The sequence below is a fragment of the Pseudomonas gessardii genome (assembly GCF_001983165.1).
Classification (GTDB): domain Bacteria; phylum Pseudomonadota; class Gammaproteobacteria; order Pseudomonadales; family Pseudomonadaceae; genus Aquipseudomonas; species Aquipseudomonas gessardii.
This window is the reverse complement of record NZ_MNPU01000027.1, coordinates 1-19,346: the sequence shown is the minus strand read 5'-3', so window position 1 is coordinate 19,346 and position 19,346 is coordinate 1. Positions and strand designations below refer to the sequence as shown.

The 19,346-nt window shown below is 60.6% G+C and carries 17 protein-coding genes; all 17 read left to right on the top strand.

All coding sequences use genetic code 11. The annotated features are described in order from the left end of the window. The first annotated feature begins 204 nt into the window (after positions 1-204). Positions 205-945 (top strand): secretin N-terminal domain-containing protein, encoded by a 741-nt coding sequence (locus BLL38_RS18355; RefSeq protein WP_076963810.1) that lies wholly within the window; start codon positions 205-207, stop codon positions 943-945. A 480-nt stretch (positions 946-1,425) separates the two neighbouring features. Continuing rightward, positions 1,426-2,751, top strand: coding sequence for an isocitrate lyase (gene aceA, locus BLL38_RS18350; RefSeq protein ID WP_003219577.1), 1,326 nt, complete (start codon positions 1,426-1,428; stop codon positions 2,749-2,751). Positions 2,752-3,342: 591 nt separating this feature from the next. Next, on the top strand, positions 3,343-3,756 hold the full coding sequence (locus BLL38_RS18345) for an NADH-quinone oxidoreductase subunit A (RefSeq protein ID WP_003219575.1): 414 nt from the start codon (positions 3,343-3,345) through the stop codon (positions 3,754-3,756). A gap of 10 nt (positions 3,757-3,766) precedes the next feature. Continuing rightward, entirely contained in the window at positions 3,767-4,441 is a 675-nt protein-coding gene (locus tag BLL38_RS18340) for a NuoB/complex I 20 kDa subunit family protein (RefSeq protein ID WP_012724951.1), read from the top strand. 72 nt (positions 4,442-4,513) lie between these two features. Beyond that, the gene (gene nuoC, locus BLL38_RS18335; RefSeq protein WP_033896875.1) at positions 4,514-6,298 is read left to right on the top strand and encodes an NADH-quinone oxidoreductase subunit C/D; all 1,785 of its coding nucleotides are present in this window, start codon (positions 4,514-4,516) and stop codon (positions 6,296-6,298) included. Positions 6,299-6,306: 8 nt separating this feature from the next. Next, positions 6,307-6,804, top strand: coding sequence for an NADH-quinone oxidoreductase subunit NuoE (gene nuoE, locus BLL38_RS18330; protein WP_029293358.1), 498 nt, complete (start codon positions 6,307-6,309; stop codon positions 6,802-6,804). Then, positions 6,801-8,156: an NADH-quinone oxidoreductase subunit NuoF gene (gene nuoF / locus BLL38_RS18325; protein ID WP_076963809.1), complete on the top strand. Its 1,356-nt coding sequence runs from the start codon at positions 6,801-6,803 to the stop codon at positions 8,154-8,156. Before nuoE ends, nuoF begins: the two co-directional genes overlap by 4 nt. A 135-nt stretch (positions 8,157-8,291) precedes the next feature. Beyond that, entirely contained in the window at positions 8,292-11,006 is a 2,715-nt protein-coding gene (gene nuoG / locus BLL38_RS18320) for an NADH-quinone oxidoreductase subunit NuoG (protein WP_076963808.1), read from the top strand. Beyond that, complete coding sequence (gene nuoH, locus BLL38_RS18315) at positions 11,003-12,010, top strand: NADH-quinone oxidoreductase subunit NuoH (protein ID WP_017737147.1); 1,008 nt, start codon at positions 11,003-11,005, stop codon at positions 12,008-12,010. The genes nuoG and nuoH overlap by 4 nt, the downstream gene beginning before the upstream one ends. A gap of 11 nt (positions 12,011-12,021) precedes the next feature. Beyond that, positions 12,022-12,570: an NADH-quinone oxidoreductase subunit NuoI gene (gene nuoI / locus BLL38_RS18310; RefSeq protein ID WP_014718911.1), complete on the top strand. Its 549-nt coding sequence runs from the start codon at positions 12,022-12,024 to the stop codon at positions 12,568-12,570. 9 nt (positions 12,571-12,579) lie between these two features. Further along, positions 12,580-13,083, top strand: coding sequence for an NADH-quinone oxidoreductase subunit J (gene nuoJ / locus BLL38_RS18305; protein WP_003219561.1), 504 nt, complete (start codon positions 12,580-12,582; stop codon positions 13,081-13,083). A 2-nt stretch (positions 13,084-13,085) separates the two neighbouring features. Next, positions 13,086-13,394 carry an NADH-quinone oxidoreductase subunit NuoK gene (gene nuoK, locus BLL38_RS18300; protein WP_003174727.1) on the top strand — a complete coding sequence of 103 codons (309 nt, stop codon included), beginning with the start codon at positions 13,086-13,088 and terminating at the stop codon, positions 13,392-13,394. Beyond that, the gene (gene nuoL, locus BLL38_RS18295; RefSeq protein WP_076963807.1) at positions 13,391-15,244 is read left to right on the top strand and encodes an NADH-quinone oxidoreductase subunit L; all 1,854 of its coding nucleotides are present in this window, start codon (positions 13,391-13,393) and stop codon (positions 15,242-15,244) included. The genes nuoK and nuoL overlap by 4 nt, the downstream gene beginning before the upstream one ends. 39 nt (positions 15,245-15,283) lie before the next feature. Beyond that, positions 15,284-16,816, top strand: coding sequence for an NADH-quinone oxidoreductase subunit M (nuoM, locus tag BLL38_RS18290; RefSeq protein WP_057445263.1), 1,533 nt, complete (start codon positions 15,284-15,286; stop codon positions 16,814-16,816). A gap of 7 nt (positions 16,817-16,823) precedes the next feature. Next, entirely contained in the window at positions 16,824-18,287 is a 1,464-nt protein-coding gene (gene nuoN, locus BLL38_RS18285; RefSeq protein WP_065944419.1) for an NADH-quinone oxidoreductase subunit NuoN, read from the top strand. Between the two features lie 238 nt (positions 18,288-18,525). Continuing rightward, positions 18,526-18,870, top strand: coding sequence for a type II toxin-antitoxin system RelE/ParE family toxin (locus tag BLL38_RS18280; RefSeq protein ID WP_076963860.1), 345 nt, complete (start codon positions 18,526-18,528; stop codon positions 18,868-18,870). After that, a complete protein-coding gene (locus BLL38_RS18275; RefSeq protein WP_076963806.1) occupies positions 18,867-19,181 on the top strand; it encodes a helix-turn-helix domain-containing protein in 315 nt (104 codons plus the stop codon). Before BLL38_RS18280 ends, BLL38_RS18275 begins: the two co-directional genes overlap by 4 nt. Positions 19,182-19,346 lie beyond the last annotated feature (165 nt).

The following is a 19,346-nucleotide window of genomic DNA, read 5'->3' as shown; positions in this document are numbered from 1 at the left end:
AGCGCCCATATTTGACCACATATGTCTTGAGCAACGCGGTCGGTGTGGGAGCTGGCTTGCCTGCGATGACCATATCAGCAACACCCCAAAAGGCCCTGCCATCCCCCGATGCCAGGGCCTTTTGCCGTCTACGATTCAACTTGCGCCCCGCCAGGCCGATAAACTGGCACCATCAAGCCCAAATGACTTGCAGAGATCACGGACATGTCCCTACGCACCCTAGTCGCCAGCCTGCTCATGACCGTCAGCTTTTCGGCAATGGCGGCCACCGAAGTCGTCCCCCTGAACAACCGCACCAGCGCCGACCTGCTACCCGTGGCGCAGAATTTCATTGGCAAGGACGGCACGGTCAGCGCCTACGGCAATCAATTGATCGTCAATGCCGAGCCGGACAAAATCCAGGGCTTGCGCGCCCTGCTCGCACAGCTGGACACCCCCTCCAAACGCTTGCTGATCACCGTCGACACCAACGAGAACAACCAGCAAACCAATAGCCACATCATCACCTACAGCACCGAAAGCCGAGACGGCGGGATCCAGCAGATCCAGGCCAGCGAAGGCGTGCCTGCGCTGATCCAGGTCGGCCAGAGCGTGCCATTGACCACCACCCAGCCCGATGCCTATGGTCGCCCGCAAAACCAGACCCAGTACCGCAACGTCACCCAGGGCTTTTACGTCACGGCCAGCGTCACCGGCGAGACCGTACACCTGAGCATCAGCACCAATCGTGACCGTATGAGCCAGGAACGTCCCGATGTAGTGAATGTGCAAAGTACCGACACAACCGTCAGCGGGCGCCTGGGCGAGTGGATCACCCTGGCCGGTATCAATCGCCAGACCCAGGCCGACAAACAGGGCGCAACCCGCAGCTACTCGACCCAGGGCCGGGATGACCTGACACTGAGGGTCAAAGTCGAGACCTTGAACTCAAGCACCAAAAACTGACTGATTAGTCGTATTAGACCAAAGATGTAGTGCCACAAAAAAAGCACTACAAAACATTTGACGATCCAAAAAAGCATGGGCATGATGGCCTCGCTCCCGCTAACCAGGGGCCCTGGCAAGGGCCTTCGGATCGTCGCTCCAAGCTACCCACCCGAGCCGATTCGTGTCTGTACCGCCCACAAGGCGTGTTTGACGAGGTTGCGACTGGAACGAAGTTGTCCCGAGGGACGGAAGCTAACCAGGTAACCCGGCAACACACTGATGGATCGTACCAAGGCCCACGACGCCCGAAGACTGTTCTCGGTTCGCCTCTACCTGCTCACTTTCTCCCTTGAGCCCATCGTTCATCCCGTCGCCTTCCCCGCCAAGCCCAACTTGACCGCCTAAGCTTCTGGTCAGCGAGCAGCCAATCCCACGCACTGAATACGTGGCTGGCAAACGGAATTTTCCACCCAGACCTATGCGACGAGGTTTTTCCCCATGGCACTGACACGCGAACAGCAAATTGCAGCCCTTGAAAAAGACTGGGCTGAAAACCCACGCTGGAAAGGCGTGACTCGCGCTTACTCCGCTGCTGACGTCGTCCGCCTGCGCGGCTCGGTTCAACCTGAGCACACCTTTGCAAAACTGGGCGCCGAGAAGCTGTGGAAGCTGGTTACCCAGGGCGCCAAGCCGTCCTTCCGCCCCGAGAAAGATTTCGTCAACTGCATGGGCGCCCTGACCGGCGGCCAGGCTGTGCAACAGGTCAAGGCCGGTATCCAGGCAATCTACCTGTCCGGCTGGCAAGTGGCGGCGGACAACAACTCCGCCGAGTCCATGTACCCTGACCAATCGCTGTACCCGGTGGACTCCGTACCAACCGTGGTCAAGCGCATCAACAACTCGTTCCGCCGCGCCGACCAGATCCAGTGGAAAGCCGGCAAAGGTCCGGGCGACGAAGGCTACATCGACTACTTCGCGCCAATCGTGGCTGACGCCGAAGCCGGTTTCGGTGGCGTCCTGAACGCCTACGAGCTGATGAAGAGCATGATCGAGGCAGGCGCTGCCGGCGTGCACTTTGAAGACCAACTGGCGTCCGTGAAAAAATGCGGCCACATGGGCGGCAAGGTACTGGTTCCGACCCAGGAAGCCGTACAGAAGCTGACCGCTGCCCGCCTGGCCGCTGACGTGGCCGGCACGCCGACCATCATCCTGGCCCGTACCGATGCCAACGCCGCGGACCTGCTGACCTCGGACTGCGACCCGTACGACCAGCCGTTCGTGACTGGCGAGCGCACCCAGGAAGGTTTCTACAAGGTGCGTGCAGGCCTGGACCAAGCCATTGCCCGTGGCCTGGCCTACGCACCGTACGCCGACCTGATCTGGTGCGAAACCGCCAAGCCAGACCTGGACGAAGCCCGTCGCTTCGCCGAGGCGATCAAGAAGGAATACCCGGACCAACTGCTGTCCTACAACTGCTCGCCTTCCTTCAACTGGAAGAAAAACCTGGACGACGCGACTATCGCCAAGTTCCAGCGCGAACTGTCCGCCATGGGCTACAAGCACCAGTTCATCACCCTGGCCGGCATTCACAACATGTGGCACAGCATGTTCAACCTGGCGCACGACTACGCCCGCAACGACATGACGGCCTACGTGAAGCTGCAGGAGCAGGAATTCGCTGACGCCGCCAAAGGCTACACCTTTGTGGCGCACCAGCAGGAGGTGGGCACTGGCTACTTCGACGACATGACCACCGTGATCCAGGGCGGCACCTCGTCCGTGACCGCGCTGACCGGCTCGACCGAAGAAGAACAGTTTCACTAAGCAACTGAGTACACGGCCATTGCGGGCCCGATAGAAAGCTAACCGCAGTGCCGCACGATCTGACGCCCCGACTGGTTCGGGGCGTTTTTTATCCTGAAAAAATCTCTCCTGACCCAGCGAAGATCAAAATGTGGGAGTGGGCTTGCTCCCACAATGAAAATGCGCTCAGCCTGATGTTTTTGCACAAAACCTTGATCCAGGGCGGTATTCGCTTAGGAAAAATCCGTTAAAAGTTGCGCGCTGGCAACTTGCGCCAAACGGGCAAGTAACAACAACTTCCCCCGCGACGCACCCAACACCCGCTTAAAACTCTCGCAAACAATATTCATTATCATTTAGAGCAATAAAACTTCGTTACACCCTAAACAAAACACAATTGATTAAAATCAAGCTAATGCCCGCAGCGTCTGGGCTACAGCCCCATAAAGGTGCACTATGTCCTTATTTCAGCGAATAATTTAGCTACGGGAATTTTACTTGCTAGGTGTTTAGCCATAAAATCACCCTGATTGATTGCGCTGCGACATATCGTCACTGCGCCGTTACTTTTTCGAGCTCAGAGACCTTTGCTCTCTGTTAAGGATTTCCAGCATGACCGAAGCGACAGGACTCATGGCCCACAACTGGGGCTTTGCCATTTTCCTCCTCGGTGTTGTCGGCCTCTGCGCCTTCATGCTCGGTGTTTCCAGCCTCCTTGGGTCAAAAGCCTGGGGCCGCAGCAAAAACGAACCGTTCGAGTCCGGCATGCTACCTACAGGTGGCGCCCGCTTGCGGCTCTCAGCCAAATTCTATCTGGTCGCGATGCTGTTCGTGATCTTCGATATCGAAGCCCTCTTTCTCTTTGCCTGGTCTGTGTCCGTCCGCGAAAGCGGCTGGACCGGATTCGTCGAAGCTCTCGTTTTCATAGCAATTCTGTTGGCAGGTCTTGTCTACCTGTTCCGAGTAGGCGCCCTTGACTGGGCTCCAGAAGCTCGTCGCAAGCGGCAAGCGAAGCTGAAACAATGAGGCTTTGGCGATGCAATACAATCTCACCAGGATCGACCCGGATGCTCCTAACGATCAGTACCCCATCGGCGAACGGGAAACCGTCTCCGATCCGTTAGAAGACCAAGTCCACAAAAACATCTACATGGGCAAGCTGGAAGACGTGCTGAGTGGCGCGGTCAACTGGGGGCGCAAGAATTCCCTGTGGCCGTACAACTTCGGCCTTTCGTGCTGCTACGTGGAAATGACCACCGCCTTCACGGCGCCCCACGACATCGCGCGCTTTGGCGCCGAGGTTATCCGGGCATCGCCGCGCCAGGCGGATTTCATGGTTATCGCCGGCACCTGCTTTATCAAGATGGCGCCGATCATCCAGCGTCTCTACGAGCAAATGCTCGAGCCGAAGTGGGTTATCTCCATGGGTTCGTGCGCCAACTCCGGTGGCATGTACGACATCTACTCCGTGGTCCAGGGGGTGGACAAGTTCCTGCCCGTGGACGTCTACGTGCCTGGCTGCCCGCCCCGCCCAGAAGCATTCCTGCAAGGCTTGATGCTGCTGCAGGAGTCGATTGGCAAGGAGCGTCGCCCACTGTCCTGGGTCGTCGGCGATCAAGGCGTGTACCGCGCCGAGATGCCTTCGCAAAAGGAACAGCGCCGCGAACAGCGAATCGCAGTCACCAACCTGCGCAGCCCCGACGAAGTCTGATCCAGCACGCTTCTTTCTATAGAACGAAAACCTGGCCTCATTCTTTACGTTGACCGAAAGCGATAAAAAACCATGACTACAGGCAGTGCTCTGTATATCCCGCCTTATAAGGCAGACGACCAGGATGTGGTCGTCGAACTCAATAACCGTTTTGGCCCTGACGCCTTCACCGCCCAGGCCACACGCACCGGTATGCCAGTGCTGTGGGTGGCGCGCGCCAAGCTCGTCGAGGTCTTGACCTTCCTGCGCAACCTGCCCAAGCCGTATGTCATGCTCTATGACCTGCATGGCGTGGACGAGCGTCTGCGCACCAAGCGTCAGGGGCTGCCGAGCGGCGCCGACTTCACCGTGTTCTATCACCTGATGTCGCTGGAACGTAACAGCGACGTGATGATCAAGGTCGCCCTCTCGGAAAGCGACCTGAGCATCCCGACCGTGACTGGTATCTGGCCGAACGCCAGCTGGTACGAGCGTGAAGTCTGGGACATGTTCGGGATCGACTTCCCGGGCCACCCGCACCTGACGCGCATCATGATGCCGCCGACCTGGGAAGGTCACCCGCTGCGCAAGGACTTCCCTGCCCGCGCCACCGAATTCGATCCGTTCAGCCTCAACCTGGCCAAGCAGCAGCTTGAAGAAGAAGCCGCGCGCTTCCGCCCGGAAGACTGGGGCATGAAGCGTTCCGGCACCAACGAGGACTACATGTTCCTCAACCTGGGCCCCAACCACCCTTCGGCCCACGGTGCCTTCCGTATCATCCTGCAACTGGACGGCGAAGAAATCGTCGACTGCGTACCGGACATCGGCTACCACCACCGTGGTGCCGAGAAGATGGCCGAGCGCCAGTCCTGGCACAGCTTCATCCCGTACACCGACCGTATCGACTACCTCGGCGGCGTGATGAACAACCTGCCGTACGTGCTCTCGGTCGAGAAGCTGGCCGGCATCAAGGTCCCGGACCGCGTCGACACCATCCGCATCATGATGGCCGAGTTCTTCCGCATCACCAGCCACCTGTTGTTCCTGGGTACCTATATCCAGGACGTCGGCGCCATGACCCCGGTGTTCTTCACCTTCACCGACCGTCAGCGTGCCTACAAGGTCATCGAAGCCATCACGGGCTTTCGCCTGCACCCGGCCTGGTACCGCATCGGCGGCGTGGCCCACGACCTGCCAAATGGCTGGGAGCGCCTGGTCAAGGAATTCATCGACTGGATGCCCAAGCGTCTGGACGAGTACCAGAAAGCCGCCCTGGACAACAGCATCCTCAAGGGTCGGACCATTGGCGTCGCGCAGTACAACACCAAGGAAGCCCTGGAATGGGGCGTCACCGGTGCCGGCCTGCGTTCCACTGGTTGCGATTTCGACCTGCGCAAGGCGCGCCCGTACTCCGGCTACGAGAACTTCGAGTTTGAAGTCCCGCTGGCGGCCAATGGCGATGCCTACGACCGTTGCATCGTGCGCGTCGAAGAAATGCGCCAGAGCTTGAAGATCATCGAGCAGTGCATGCGCAACATGCCGGCAGGCCCGTACAAGGCGGATCACCCGCTGACCACGCCGCCGCCTAAAGAGCGCACCCTGCAGCACATCGAAACCCTGATCACGCACTTCCTGCAAGTCTCGTGGGGCCCGGTGATGCCGGCCAACGAGTCCTTCCAGATGATCGAAGCGACCAAGGGTATCAACAGTTATTACCTGACGAGCGATGGCGGCACCATGAGCTACCGCACCCGGATTCGTACCCCAAGCTTCGCGCACTTGCAGCAGATCCCTTCGGTGATCAAAGGCGAGATGGTCGCGGACTTGATTGCGTACCTGGGTAGTATCGATTTCGTTATGGCCGACGTGGACCGCTAAGCATGAGCATGAACAGCACGCTTATCCAGACAGACCGTTTCACCTTGAGTGAAACCGAGCGCTCGGCCATCGAGCACGAGCTGCATCACTACGAAGACCCGCGCGCGGCGTCGATCGAAGCCTTGAAGATCGTCCAGAAGGAACGTGGCTGGGTGCCCGACGGCGCCCTCTACGCCATCGGCGAGATCCTCGGCATCCCGGCCAGCGATGTGGAAGGCGTGGCGACGTTCTACAGCCAGATCTTCCGCCAGCCGGTCGGCCGCCACATCATTCGCGTGTGCGACAGCATGGTCTGCTACATCGGTGGCCACGAGTCGGTGGTCGATGCGATCCAGAGCAAGCTGGGCATCGGCCTGGGCCAAACCACGGCAGACGGGCGCTTCACGCTGCTGCCGGTGTGCTGCCTGGGCAACTGCGACAAGGCGCCGGCGTTGATGATCGACGACGACACATTCGGCGACGTCCAGGCCTCTGGCGTCACCCAATTGCTCGAGGGCTACCCATGACCCTGACTTCCTTTGGTCCCGCCAACCTGATCAAGCGTTCGGCCGAGACTCACCCGCTGACCTGGCGCCTGCGCGACGACGGCGAGGCGGTATGGCTTGACGAGTACCAGGCCAAGAACGGTTACGCCGCCGCACGCAAAGCCTTTGCCGACATGGCCCAGGACGATATCGTCCAGACCGTGAAGGACGCCGGCCTTAAAGGCCGCGGTGGTGCAGGCTTCCCCACGGGGGTGAAGTGGGGCCTGATGCCCAAGGACGAATCCATCAACATCCGCTACCTGCTGTGCAACGCGGATGAAATGGAGCCCAACACCTGGAAAGACCGCATGCTGATGGAGCAACTGCCCCATCTGCTGATCGAAGGCATGCTGATCAGTGCCCGCGCACTGAAAACCTACCGTGGCTACATCTTCCTGCGGGGCGAATACACCACCGCCGCCAAGCACCTGAACCGTGCCGTGGCCGAAGCCAAGGCCGCCGGCCTGTTGGGCAAGAACATCCTCGGCTCGGGGTTCGACTTCGAGCTGTTCGTGCACACCGGTGCCGGGCGTTATATCTGCGGTGAAGAAACCGCCCTGATCAACTCCCTCGAAGGCCGCCGCGCCAACCCACGCTCCAAGCCGCCCTTCCCTGCCGCCGTTGGCGTGTGGGGCAAGCCGACGTGCGTGAACAACGTCGAGACCCTGTGCAACGTGCCGGCGATCATCGCCGACGGCGTGGACTGGTACAAATCCCTGGCCCGCGAAGGCAGCGAAGACATGGGCACCAAACTCATGGGTTTCTCCGGCAAGGTCAAGAACCCTGGCCTGTGGGAACTGCCCTTCGGCGTGACCGCCCGCGAGCTGTTCGAGGACTACGCCGGCGGCATGCGCGATGGCTACACCCTCAAGGCCTGGCAGCCAGGCGGCGCCGGCACCGGTTTCCTGCTGCCCGAGCACCTCGACGCACAGATGTATGCCGGCGGCATCGGCAAGGTGGGCACCCGGATGGGGACCGGCCTGGCGATGGCGGTGGACAACACCGTGAACATGGTCTCGCTGCTGCGCAACATGGAGCAGTTCTTCGCTCGCGAATCCTGTGGTTTCTGCACCCCGTGCCGCGATGGCCTGCCATGGAGCGTCAAGCTCCTGATGGCGATCGAGAACGGCGAAGGCCAGCCGGGGGATATCGAGACCCTGCTGGGCCTGGTGGGTTTCCTCGGCCCGGGCAAGACCTTCTGTGCTCACGCACCGGGCGCCGTGGAGCCATTGGGCAGCGCAATCAAGTACTTCCGCTCGGAGTTCGAGGCCGGCATCGCGCCCAAAAGCGCCGCCGTCCCGCCTCTGGCAAAGCCGATCGTAGTCGGCGCGTAACGTTTCAATAGGCGAAGGGTCCGTGCCCTTCGCCTTGTCATGTGCTGACGCCGTGAAGGCTGTGTTGAGGCATATGCATAACAAGATTCCATTAGCCACGCCCGCTGACAACGGGCCAACGAAGAACTTTGAACCATGGCCACTATCCACGTAGACGGCAAAGCGCTCGAAGTCGATGGGGCAGACAACCTGTTACAGGCGTGTCTGTCACTAGGCCTCGACATCCCTTATTTCTGCTGGCACCCCGCGCTTGGTAGCGTCGGTGCCTGTCGCCAGTGTGCGGTCAAGCAGTACACCGACGAAAACGACACCCGTGGTCGTATCGTCATGTCCTGCATGACGCCGGCCACCGACAACACCTGGATTTCCATCGACGATGATGAATCCAAGGCGTTCCGCGCCAGCGTTGTCGAATGGCTGATGACCAACCACCCCCACGACTGCCCGGTCTGTGAGGAAGGCGGTCACTGCCACCTGCAAGACATGACGGTGATGACCGGCCACAACGAGCGCCGTTATCGCTTCACCAAGCGCACCCACCAGAACCAGCAACTGGGCCCGTTCATTTCCCACGAGATGAACCGCTGCATCGCCTGCTATCGCTGCGTACGTTTCTATAAAGACTACGCCGGCGGCACCGACCTGGGCGTATTCGGCGCCCACGACAACGTGTACTTCGGTCGCGTTGAAGACGGCGTTCTGGAAAGCGAGTTCTCCGGCAACCTCACCGAGGTCTGCCCGACCGGCGTGTTCACCGACAAGACCCACTCCGAGCGCTACAACCGCAAGTGGGACATGCAGTTCTCGCCGAGCATCTGCCATGGCTGCTCCAGCGGGTGCAACATCTCCCCGGGCGAGCGCTACGGCGAACTGCGTCGCATCGAAAACCGCTTCAACGGTTCGGTCAACCAGTACTTCCTGTGCGACCGTGGCCGCTTCGGCTATGGCTACGTCAACCGCGAAGACCGTCCGCGCCAGCCATTGCTGGCCGATGGCGCCAAGCTGAGCCTGGACGCGGCACTGGATAAAGCCGCCGACCTACTGCGCGGGCGCAACATCGTCGGTATCGGTTCGCCACGCGCCAGCCTCGAAAGCAACTACGCGTTGCGCGAGCTGGTCGGTGCCGAGCACTTCTACAGTGGTATCGAAGCCGCTGAGCTGGAGCGCATCCGCCTGGTCCTCCAGGTGCTGAACGACAGCCCGCTGCCAGTGCCAAACATGCGCGACATCGAAGACCACGACGCAATCTTCGTACTCGGTGAAGACCTGACCCAGACCGCCGCGCGTATCGCCCTGTCGCTGCGCCAGTCGGTCAAAGGCAAGGCCGAAGAAATGGCCGACGCCATGCGCGTGCAGCCTTGGCTCGACGCCGCGGTGAAAAACATCGGCCAGCACGCGCTGAACCCGCTGTTTATCGCCAGCCTCGCTGAAACCAAGCTCGATGATATCGCCGAAGAATGCGTGCACGCCGCGCCCGACGACCTGGCGCGCATCGGTTTCGCCGTGGCCCACGCCCTCGACGCCAGCGCCCCTGCCGTCGAAGGCCTGGACGCAGAAGCCGCAGCCCTGGCTCAACGCATCGCCGACGCCCTGCTGGCGGCCAAGCGTCCACTGATCATTGCCGGCACCTCGTTGGGTTCCAAGGCGCTGATCGAGGCCGCCGCCAACATCGCCAAGGCCCTGAAGCTGCGCGAGAAGAACGGCTCCATCAGCCTGGTCGTGCCGGAAGCCAACAGCCTTGGCCTGGCCATGCTCGGTGGCGAGTCCCTGGACAGCGCCCTGCAAGCCGTGATCGACGGCAGTGCCGACGCCATCGTGGTGCTGGAAAACGACCTGTACACCCGCACCGATGCGGGCAAGGTCGATGCCGCGCTGAGTGCTGCCAAAGTGCTGATCGTCGCCGATCACCAAAAGACCGCGACCAGCGACCGTGCCCATCTGGTCTTGCCAGCCGCGAGCTTCGCCGAAGGCGACGGGACCCTGGTCAGCCAGGAAGGCCGCGCCCAGCGCTTCTTCCAGGTGTTCGATCCGAAGTACATGGACGCCAGCATCCTGGTTCACGAAGGCTGGCGCTGGCTGCATGCCCTGCGCGCAACCCTGCTGAACCAGCCGATCGACTGGACTCAGCTCGACCACGTCACCGCAGCCGTCGCCGCGAGCGCCCCGCAACTGGCGCGTATCGTCGATGCCGCACCGTCCGCCGCGTTCCGTATCAAGGGCATGAAACTGGCCCGTGAGCCGCTGCGTTATTCCGGGCGTACCGCCATGCGCGCTGATATCAGCGTGCACGAACCGCGTACCCCGCAAGACAACGACACCGCGTTCGCCTTCTCCATGGAAGGTTACTCGGGTTCGGTCGAGCCGCGTCAGCAGGTGCCGTTTGCCTGGTCGCCGGGCTGGAACTCGCCGCAGGCCTGGAACAAGTTCCAGGACGAAGTCGGTGGGCATATCCGCGCTGGCGACCCGGGCACCCGCCTGATCGAAAGCAGCGGTGATTCGCTGAACTGGTTCACCGCCGTACCGCGTCCGTTCAACCCGGCCCAGGGCACCTGGCAGGTTGTGCCGTTCTTCCACCTGTTCGGCAGCGAAGAGACCTCTTCCAAAGCCGCACCGGTGCAAGAGCGCATTCCCGCCGCCTACGTATCCGTGGCCAAGTCCGAAGCCGATCGCCTGGGCGTCAACGACGGTGCCCTGCTCAGCCTGAACGTGGCCGGCCAGACCCTGCGTCTGCCGCTGCGCATCAACGACGAGCTGGGTGCTGGCCTGGTTGCACTGCCAAAAGGCCTCGCCGGGATTCCTCCTGCGATCTTTGGCCAAACCGTTGACGGTCTGCAGGAGGCAGCGCAATGACCTGGTTCACCCCTGAAGTGATCGACGTGATCATCTCGGTCGTCAAGGCCATCGTGATCCTGTTGGCCGTGGTCGTCGCGGGCGCCCTGCTCAGCTTCGTCGAACGTCGCCTGCTGGGCTGGTGGCAGGACCGTTACGGTCCGAACCGCGTTGGCCCATTTGGTATGTTCCAGATCGCTGCCGACATGCTGAAAATGTTCTTCAAGGAAGACTGGACCCCGCCGTTTGCCGACAAGGTGATCTTCACCCTGGCACCGGTCGTGGCCATGAGCGCCTTGCTGATCGCCTTCGCGATCATCCCGATCACCCCGACCTGGGGCGTGGCGGACCTGAACATCGGCTTGCTGTTCTTCTTCGCCATGGCCGGTTTGTCGGTCTACGCGGTGCTGTTCGCCGGCTGGGCCAGTAACAACAAGTTCGCCCTGCTGGGCAGCTTGCGGGCCTCGGCCCAGACTGTGTCCTACGAAGTGTTCATGGGCCTGGCGCTGATGGGCATCGTGGTGCAGGTGGGCTCGTTCAACATGCGCGACATCGTCGAGTACCAGGCGCAGAACCTGTGGTTCATCATTCCGCAGTTCTTCGGCTTCTGTACCTTCTTCATTGCTGGCGTGGCCGTGACTCACCGTCACCCCTTCGACCAGCCGGAAGCGGAGCAGGAACTGGCCGACGGTTACCACATTGAATACGCCGGCATGAAATGGGGCATGTTCTTCGTGGGTGAGTACATCGGCATCATCTTGATCTCGGCCCTGCTGGTCACGCTGTTCTTCGGCGGCTGGCACGGTCCGTTCGGTATCCTGCCGCAGTTGGCGTTCTTCTGGTTCTTCCTCAAGACCGCGTTCTTCATCATGTTGTTTATCCTGCTGCGCGCTTCCATTCCGCGTCCACGATACGACCAGGTGATGGATTTCAGCTGGCGCTTCTGCCTGCCGCTGACCCTGATCAATTTGCTGGTGACTGCTGCCGTTGTGTTGTTGAACACGCCAGCGGGCGCGGTTCAGTGAGGATTTGACCCATGTTCAAATATATTGGCGACATCGTTAAGGGTACCGGTACCCAGTTGCGAAGCCTGGTGATGGTGTTCGGTCACGGCTTTCGCAAACGCGACACCCTGCAATACCCGGAAGAAGCGGTGTACCTGCCGCCGCGCTATCGCGGCCGCATCGTACTGACCCGCGACCCCGACGGCGAAGAGCGTTGCGTAGCCTGCAACCTGTGCGCCGTGGCGTGCCCGGTGGGTTGCATCTCCCTGCAGAAAGCTGAAACCGAAGACGGTCGCTGGTACCCGGACTTCTTCCGCATCAACTTCTCGCGCTGCATTTTCTGCGGCCTCTGCGAGGAAGCTTGCCCGACCACCGCGATCCAGCTGACACCGGATTTCGAGATGGCCGAGTTCAAACGTCAGGACCTGGTGTACGAGAAAGAAGATCTTTTGATCGCAGGTACCGGTAAAAACCCTGATTACAACTTCTATCGTGTTGCAGGTATGGCCGTTGCCGGTAAGCCGAAAGGCGCCGCACAAAACGAAGCCGAGCCGATCAACGTGAAGAGCTTGCTGCCTTAAGGAAGAAAGATGGAATTCGCTTTCTATTTCGCATCGGGTATCGCGGTTGTGTCCACGCTTCGCGTGATCACCAACACCAACCCTGTGCACGCCCTGCTCTACCTGATCATTTCGCTGATCGCCGTGGCCATGACCTTTTTCAGCCTCGGCGCACCGTTTGCCGGTGTACTGGAAGTGATCGCCTACGCTGGCGCCATCATGGTGCTGTTCGTGTTTGTGGTGATGATGCTCAACCTGGGGCCGGCTTCGGTCGCCCAGGAGCGCGTCTGGCTCAAGCCCGGCATCTGGCTTGGCCCAGTGATCCTGGCAGCGCTGCTGCTGGGTGAACTGCTGTATGTGCTGTTCGCTCACCAGAGCGGCCAGGCCATCGGCCACACCACCGTAGACGCCAAGGCCGTGGGCATCAGCCTGTTCGGCCCGTACCTGCTGGTGGTCGAACTGGCTTCGATGCTGCTGCTCGCCGCAGCCATCACGGCCTTCCACTTGGGCCGCAACGAAGCCAAGGAGCAATGACGATGCCTGCTATCCCTTTGGAGCATGGTCTGGCGGTCGCCGGCATCCTGTTCTGCCTTGGCCTGGTCGGCCTGATGGTTCGCCGTAACATTCTGTTCGTGTTGATGAGCCTGGAAATCATGATGAACGCTGCTGCACTGGCCTTCATCGTGGCGGGTGCGCGTTGGGGCCAGCCGGATGGGCAAGTAATGTTCATCCTGGTGATCAGCCTGGCAGCTGCCGAGGCCAGTATTGGCCTGGCGATCCTGTTGCAACTGTATCGTCGCTTCCACACGCTTGATATCGACGCTGCCAGTGAGATGCGCGGATGAACATGATCTTTCTGACTTTCGTATTTCCCCTGATCGGTTTCCTGCTGCTGTCGTTCTCCCGTGGACGCTGGTCGGAAAACCTCTCGGCCCTGGTCGGCGTGGGTTCCATTGGCCTGTCGGCGATTGTCGCCGCCTACGTCATCTGGCAGTTCAACGTGGCGCCGCCCGAAGCCGGTCACTACACCCTGGTGCTGTGGCAATGGATGGCGGTCGAGGGCTTCAAGCCTGACTTCGCCCTCTACGTCGACGGCCTGTCGATCACCATGCTCGGCGTGGTGGTGGGCGTGGGTTTCCTGATCCACCTGTTCGCGTCCTGGTACATGCGTGGCGAGGCCGGTTACTCGCGCTTCTTTGCCTACACCAACCTGTTTATCGCCAGCATGCTGTTCCTGGTGCTGGGCGATAACCTGTTGTTCCTGTACTTCGGCTGGGAAGGCGTGGGCCTGTGCTCGTACCTGTTGATCGGTTTCTACTACAGCAACCGCAACAACGGTAACGCGGCCCTCAAGGCCTTTGTCGTGACCCGGATCGGCGACGTGTTCATGGCCATCGGCCTGTTCATCCTGTTCCAACAGGTGGGCACGCTGAATATCCAGGAACTGCTGGTGCTGGCACCGCAGAAGTTCCAGGTCGGCGACTTCTGGATCACCCTGGCGACCCTGATGCTGCTGGGCGGCGCTGTCGGTAAATCAGCACAACTGCCACTGCAAACCTGGCTGGCAGACGCCATGGCCGGTCCTACCCCGGTGTCGGCACTGATCCACGCCGCCACCATGGTGACCGCCGGTGTCTACCTGATCGCCCGTACCCACGGCCTGTTCACCCTGGCGCCGGAAATCCTGCACCTGGTGGGCCTGGTGGGCGGCGTGACCCTGGTGCTGGCCGGCTTTGCCGCGCTGGTGCAGACCGACATCAAGCGCATCCTCGCCTACTCGACCATGAGCCAGATCGGCTACATGTTCCTGGCCCTGGGCGTCGGTGCCTGGGACGGCGCAATCTTCCACCTGATGACCCACGCCTTCTTCAAGGCCCTGCTGTTCCTGGCGTCCGGTGCGGTGATCGTTGCCTGCCACCACGAGCAGAACATCTTCAAGATGGGCGGCCTGTGGAAGAAACTGCCGTTGGCCTACGCCAGCTTCATCGTCGGTGGTGCCGCGCTGGCAGCCCTGCCACTGGTGACCGCAGGTTTCTACTCCAAAGACGAAATCCTCTGGGAAGCCTTTGCCAGCGGTAACCAGGGCCTGCTGTACGCCGGTCTGGTTGGCGCGTTCATGACCTCGCTGTACACCTTCCGCCTGATCTTCATCACGTTCCACGGTGAAGCCAAGACCGAAGCCCACGCAGGCCACGGCATTTCCCACTGGCTGCCGCTGTCGGTGCTGATCATCCTGTCGACCTTCGTCGGCGCCATGATCACTCCGCCACTGGCCGGCGTACTGCCACAAAGCGTCGGGCATGCCGGCGGCGACGCCAAGCACAGCCTGGAAATCGCCTCGGGCGCCATCGCCATCGCCGGGATCCTGCTGGCGGCCCTGTTGTTCCTCGGCAAGCGTCGCTTGGTCACCGCCGTGGCCAACAGTGGCATTGGCCGATTCCTTTCGGCCTGGTGGTTCGCCGCCTGGGGCTTCGACTGGATCTACGACAAACTGTTCGTCAAGCCTTACCTTGCGATCAGCCATGTACTGCGCAAAGACCCGCTCGACCAGACCATCGGTTTGATCCCGCGTGCCGCCAAGGCCGGTCACACCGCCCTGAGCCGCACCGAGACCGGCCAATTGCGTTGGTATGCAGCTTCCATGGCGGCCGGTGCCGTGTTGGTGATCGGCGCCATCGTAGTGGTAGCGGTCTGATATGAACTTTGCGAACTTGCGAAAGGAAACGAGCCCGTCATGATTCTGCCCTGGCTAATCCTGATCCCCTTTATCGGCGGCCTGCTCTGCTGGATGGGCGAGCGCTTCGGCGCTACCCTGCCCCGCTGGATTGCGTTGCTGACCATGTCCCTGGAACTCGCACTCGGCCTCTGGCTGTGGGCCCATGGCGACTATTCATTTGCTCCGGCACCGGGTGTCGATCCAACCTTCGCGCTTGAATTCAAGCACGTCTGGATCGAACGCTTCGGCATCAACGTGCACCTGGCCCTCGATGGCCTGTCGCTGTTGATGATCCTGCTGACCGGCCTGCTGGGTATCCTCTCGGTACTCTGCTCCTGGAAAGAAATCGAGCGTCACGTGGGTTTCTTCCACCTGAACCTGATGTGGATCCTGGGCGGCGTGGTCGGCGTGTTCCTCGCCCTCGACCTGTTCATGTTCTTCTTCTTCTGGGAAATGATGCTGGTGCCGATGTACTTCCTCATCGCGCTCTGGGGTCACAGTTCTTCGGACGGCAAGAAAACCCGGATCTACGCGGCGACCAAGTTCTTCATCTTCACCCAGGCTTCCGGCCTGATCATGTTGGTGGCGATCCTGGGCCTGGTCCTGGTCAACTTCAACAACACCGGCGTGATTACCTTCAACTACGCCGACCTGTTGAAAACCAAGATGTCGATGACCACCGAGTACATCCTCATGCTCGGTTTCTTCATCGCCTTCGCGGTGAAACTGCCGGTGGTGCCGTTCCACTCCTGGTTGCCTGACGCTCACGCCCAGGCGCCCACCGCAGGTTCCGTGGACCTGGCCGGTATCCTGTTGAAGACGGCGGCCTACGGCCTGCTGCGTTTCGCCCTGCCGCTGTTCCCGAATGCTTCGGCCGAGTTTGCGCCGATTGCCATGACCCTGGGCCTGATCGGGATCTTCTACGGTGCGTTCCTGGCCTTCGCGCAAACCGACATTAAGCGTCTGATTGCCTTCTCGTCCGTTTCCCACATGGGTTTCGTACTGATCGGCATCTACTCCGGCAGCCAGCTGGCGTTGCAAGGCGCGGTGATCCAGATGCTGGCTCACGGTGTTTCAGCCGCCGCGCTGTTTATCCTCAGTGGCCAACTGTACGAGCGCCTGCACACCCGTGACATGCGTGAAATGGGCGGCATCTGGTCGCGTATCGCCTACCTGCCGGCAATCAGCCTGTTCTTTGCCGCTGCGTCCCTGGGCTTGCCGGGTACCGGCAACTTCGTCGGTGAGTTCCTGATCCTGATGGGCAGCTTCGTCAGTGCGCCATGGATCACCGCGATTGCCACCTCCGGCCTGGTGTTCGGTTCGGTCTACTCGCTGATCATGATCCACCGCGCCTACTTCGGCCCGACCAAGTCGGACGCCGTCCTCAAAGGGATGGATGCTCGCGAACTGATCATGGTGCTCGGCCTTGCGGCATTGCTGGTGTATATCGGCGTGTATCCGCAACCGTTCCTCGACACCTCTGCCGCCACGATGCATGGCGTGCAGCAGTGGTTGAGCACCGCCTTCACTCAACTCGCTTCGGCCCGGTAAGAGCGCTATGGAATTCACGATCCAACACTTTATCGCGCTTGCGCCGCTGCTGATTACCAGCCTCACCATTGTGGTGGTGATGCTGGCAATCGCCTGGCGCCGCAATCACTCACAGACGTTCCTGCTGTCTACCGCAGGCCTGAACCTGGCCCTGCTGTCGATTATCCCGGCACTCAAGGTTGCCCCGCTGGCGGTGACCCCGCTGGTCATGATCGATGACTTCGCGCTGCTGTACACCGCGTTGATCCTGGTTGCGACACTGGCCTGCGTCACCCTCGCCCATGCCTACCTCGGCGAAGGCGGCACCGGCTACCCGGGCAACCGCGAAGAGCTGTACCTGCTGATCCTACTGGCGGCGGCCGGCGGTATCGTGCTGGTCAGCGCGCAGCACCTGGCCGGCTTGTTCATCGGCCTGGAACTGCTGTCGATCCCGACCTACGGCCTGGTGGCCTACGCCTTCTTCAACAAGCGCTCCCTGGAAGCCGGCATCAAGTACATGGTGCTGTCGGCTGCAGGTTCCGCGTTCCTGTTGTTCGGTATGGCCCTGCTCTACGCCGAAGCCGGCAGCCTGAGCTTCAGCGGTATCGGTCACGCCCTGGCCGCCACCAGCATGCCTGCGCCAATCGCCCAACTGGGCCTGGCCATGATGCTGATCGGCCTGGCGTTCAAGCTGTCGCTGGTCCCCTTCCACCTGTGGACCCCAGACGTGTACGAAGGCGCCCCGGCGCCGGTAGCCGCATTCCTGGCTACTGCGTCGAAGGTTGCAGTGTTTGCGGTGATGGTGCGTCTGTTCCAGATCTCCCCCGCCGCCAACACCGGTGTGCTGAGCGACGTACTGACCGTGATCGCCATTGCGTCGATCCTGTTCGGCAACCTGCTGGCCCTGACCCAGAACAACCTCAAGCGTCTGCTGGGTTACTCGTCCATCGCACACTTCGGCTACCTGCTGATCGCCCTGGTGGCGAGCAAGGGCCTGGCCGTGGAAGCGATTGGCGTGTACCTGGTCACCTACGTGATCACCAGCCTCGGCGCGTTCGGCGTGATCACCCTGATGTCCTCGCCTTACAAAGGCCGTGACGCCGACGCCCTGTACGAATACCGCGGCCTGTTCTGGCGCCGTCCGTACCTGACCGCCGTACTGACCGTGATGATGCTGTCCCTGGCTGGTATCCCGCTGACCGCAGGTTTTATCGGCAAGTTCTACATCGTCGCGACCGGTGTCGAAGCCCACGAATGGTGGCTGGTGGCCTCCCTGGTACTGGGCAGCGCCATCGGCGTGTTCTACTACCTGCGCGTGATGGTTACCTTGTACCTGATCGAGCCAAACCTGCGCCGTGTGGACGCCGAGCTGCACTGGGAACAGAAAGCCGGTGGCGTGATGCTGCTGGCCATTGCCCTGCTGGCGTTCTTCCTGGGTGTCTACCCACAACCGTTGCTCACCCTGGTGCAGCATGCGGTGATGGCGGGTTGATTACCTAGCAGCCAGCAGTAAACAGAACGGCACCTTCGGGTGCCGTTTTGCGTTTCTGGCAAAGGTTAAAGTTCCCTGCCCGGCTCAAGGAATGTTCCTTACGAAAATGCCTCTGTGTCTGGCATCTATCTGCCTGAGCCACTCGTATGGTGTATGCGCTTTAGGAAGAATCCCACGTCATGGTCACTTGACCCTTGGCAGAGGGGCCACCAAACTATACGCAGGCTACGTACAGAACATGGATGCTCTATTTATTGAACTGCCGCCCTTTGAGCGGTACCGCAAGGACTACCTGACTGACGAACTGTTTCACGGCTTTCAGCAAGAACTCATGAAGAACCCCGAAGCGGGGGCCGTGATGGAAGGGACCGGTGGGTTACGCAAGCTGCGCTTCGTCGATGAACGACGAAACAAAGGCAAGCGGGGTGGATTACGAGTCATCTATTACTGGTGGTCGGGCGGCACTCAATTTTGGCTGTTCACGCTGTACGGCAAGCACGAGCAGAGCGACTTGAGCCCACAACACAAACACGCCCTCAAGCACATGCTGGACAGGGAAATCAAAGCGAGAGGATTCACATGAAACGTGACATTTTTTCCGAACTGGTCGAAGGCTTCGATGCATTGGCCAACGAGCGCCAAGGCAAGGTCACACTCCGGACTCATACCGTGCAGCAAAACAAACTGGCCCTTCTCACCGCTGAAGACGTCATTGCAGTACGACAACAGCTCAATCTTTCCCGTGCTGTATTTGCCATGTATCTACGCACCAATACACGCACCCTGGAAAACTGGGAGCAAGGCCGAGCACGACCCAATGCCCAGGCTGCCACACTGATTCGGCTGGTATCAAAATTTCCGGATACAGTGGAACGATTGGCACTGCTAAGCTGATCGCATGCCTTAAAGGCTGCTGAAGCGGTCTTTTACACCGATCGAGTAGGAGGCGGATTCACATCCGCCGTCCTCTCACACCACCGTACGTACGGTTCCGTATACGGCGGTTCAGGTTATACGGTTAAGTCGGTTTATCGTATCCAGTATCGAGACCAGCCCGAG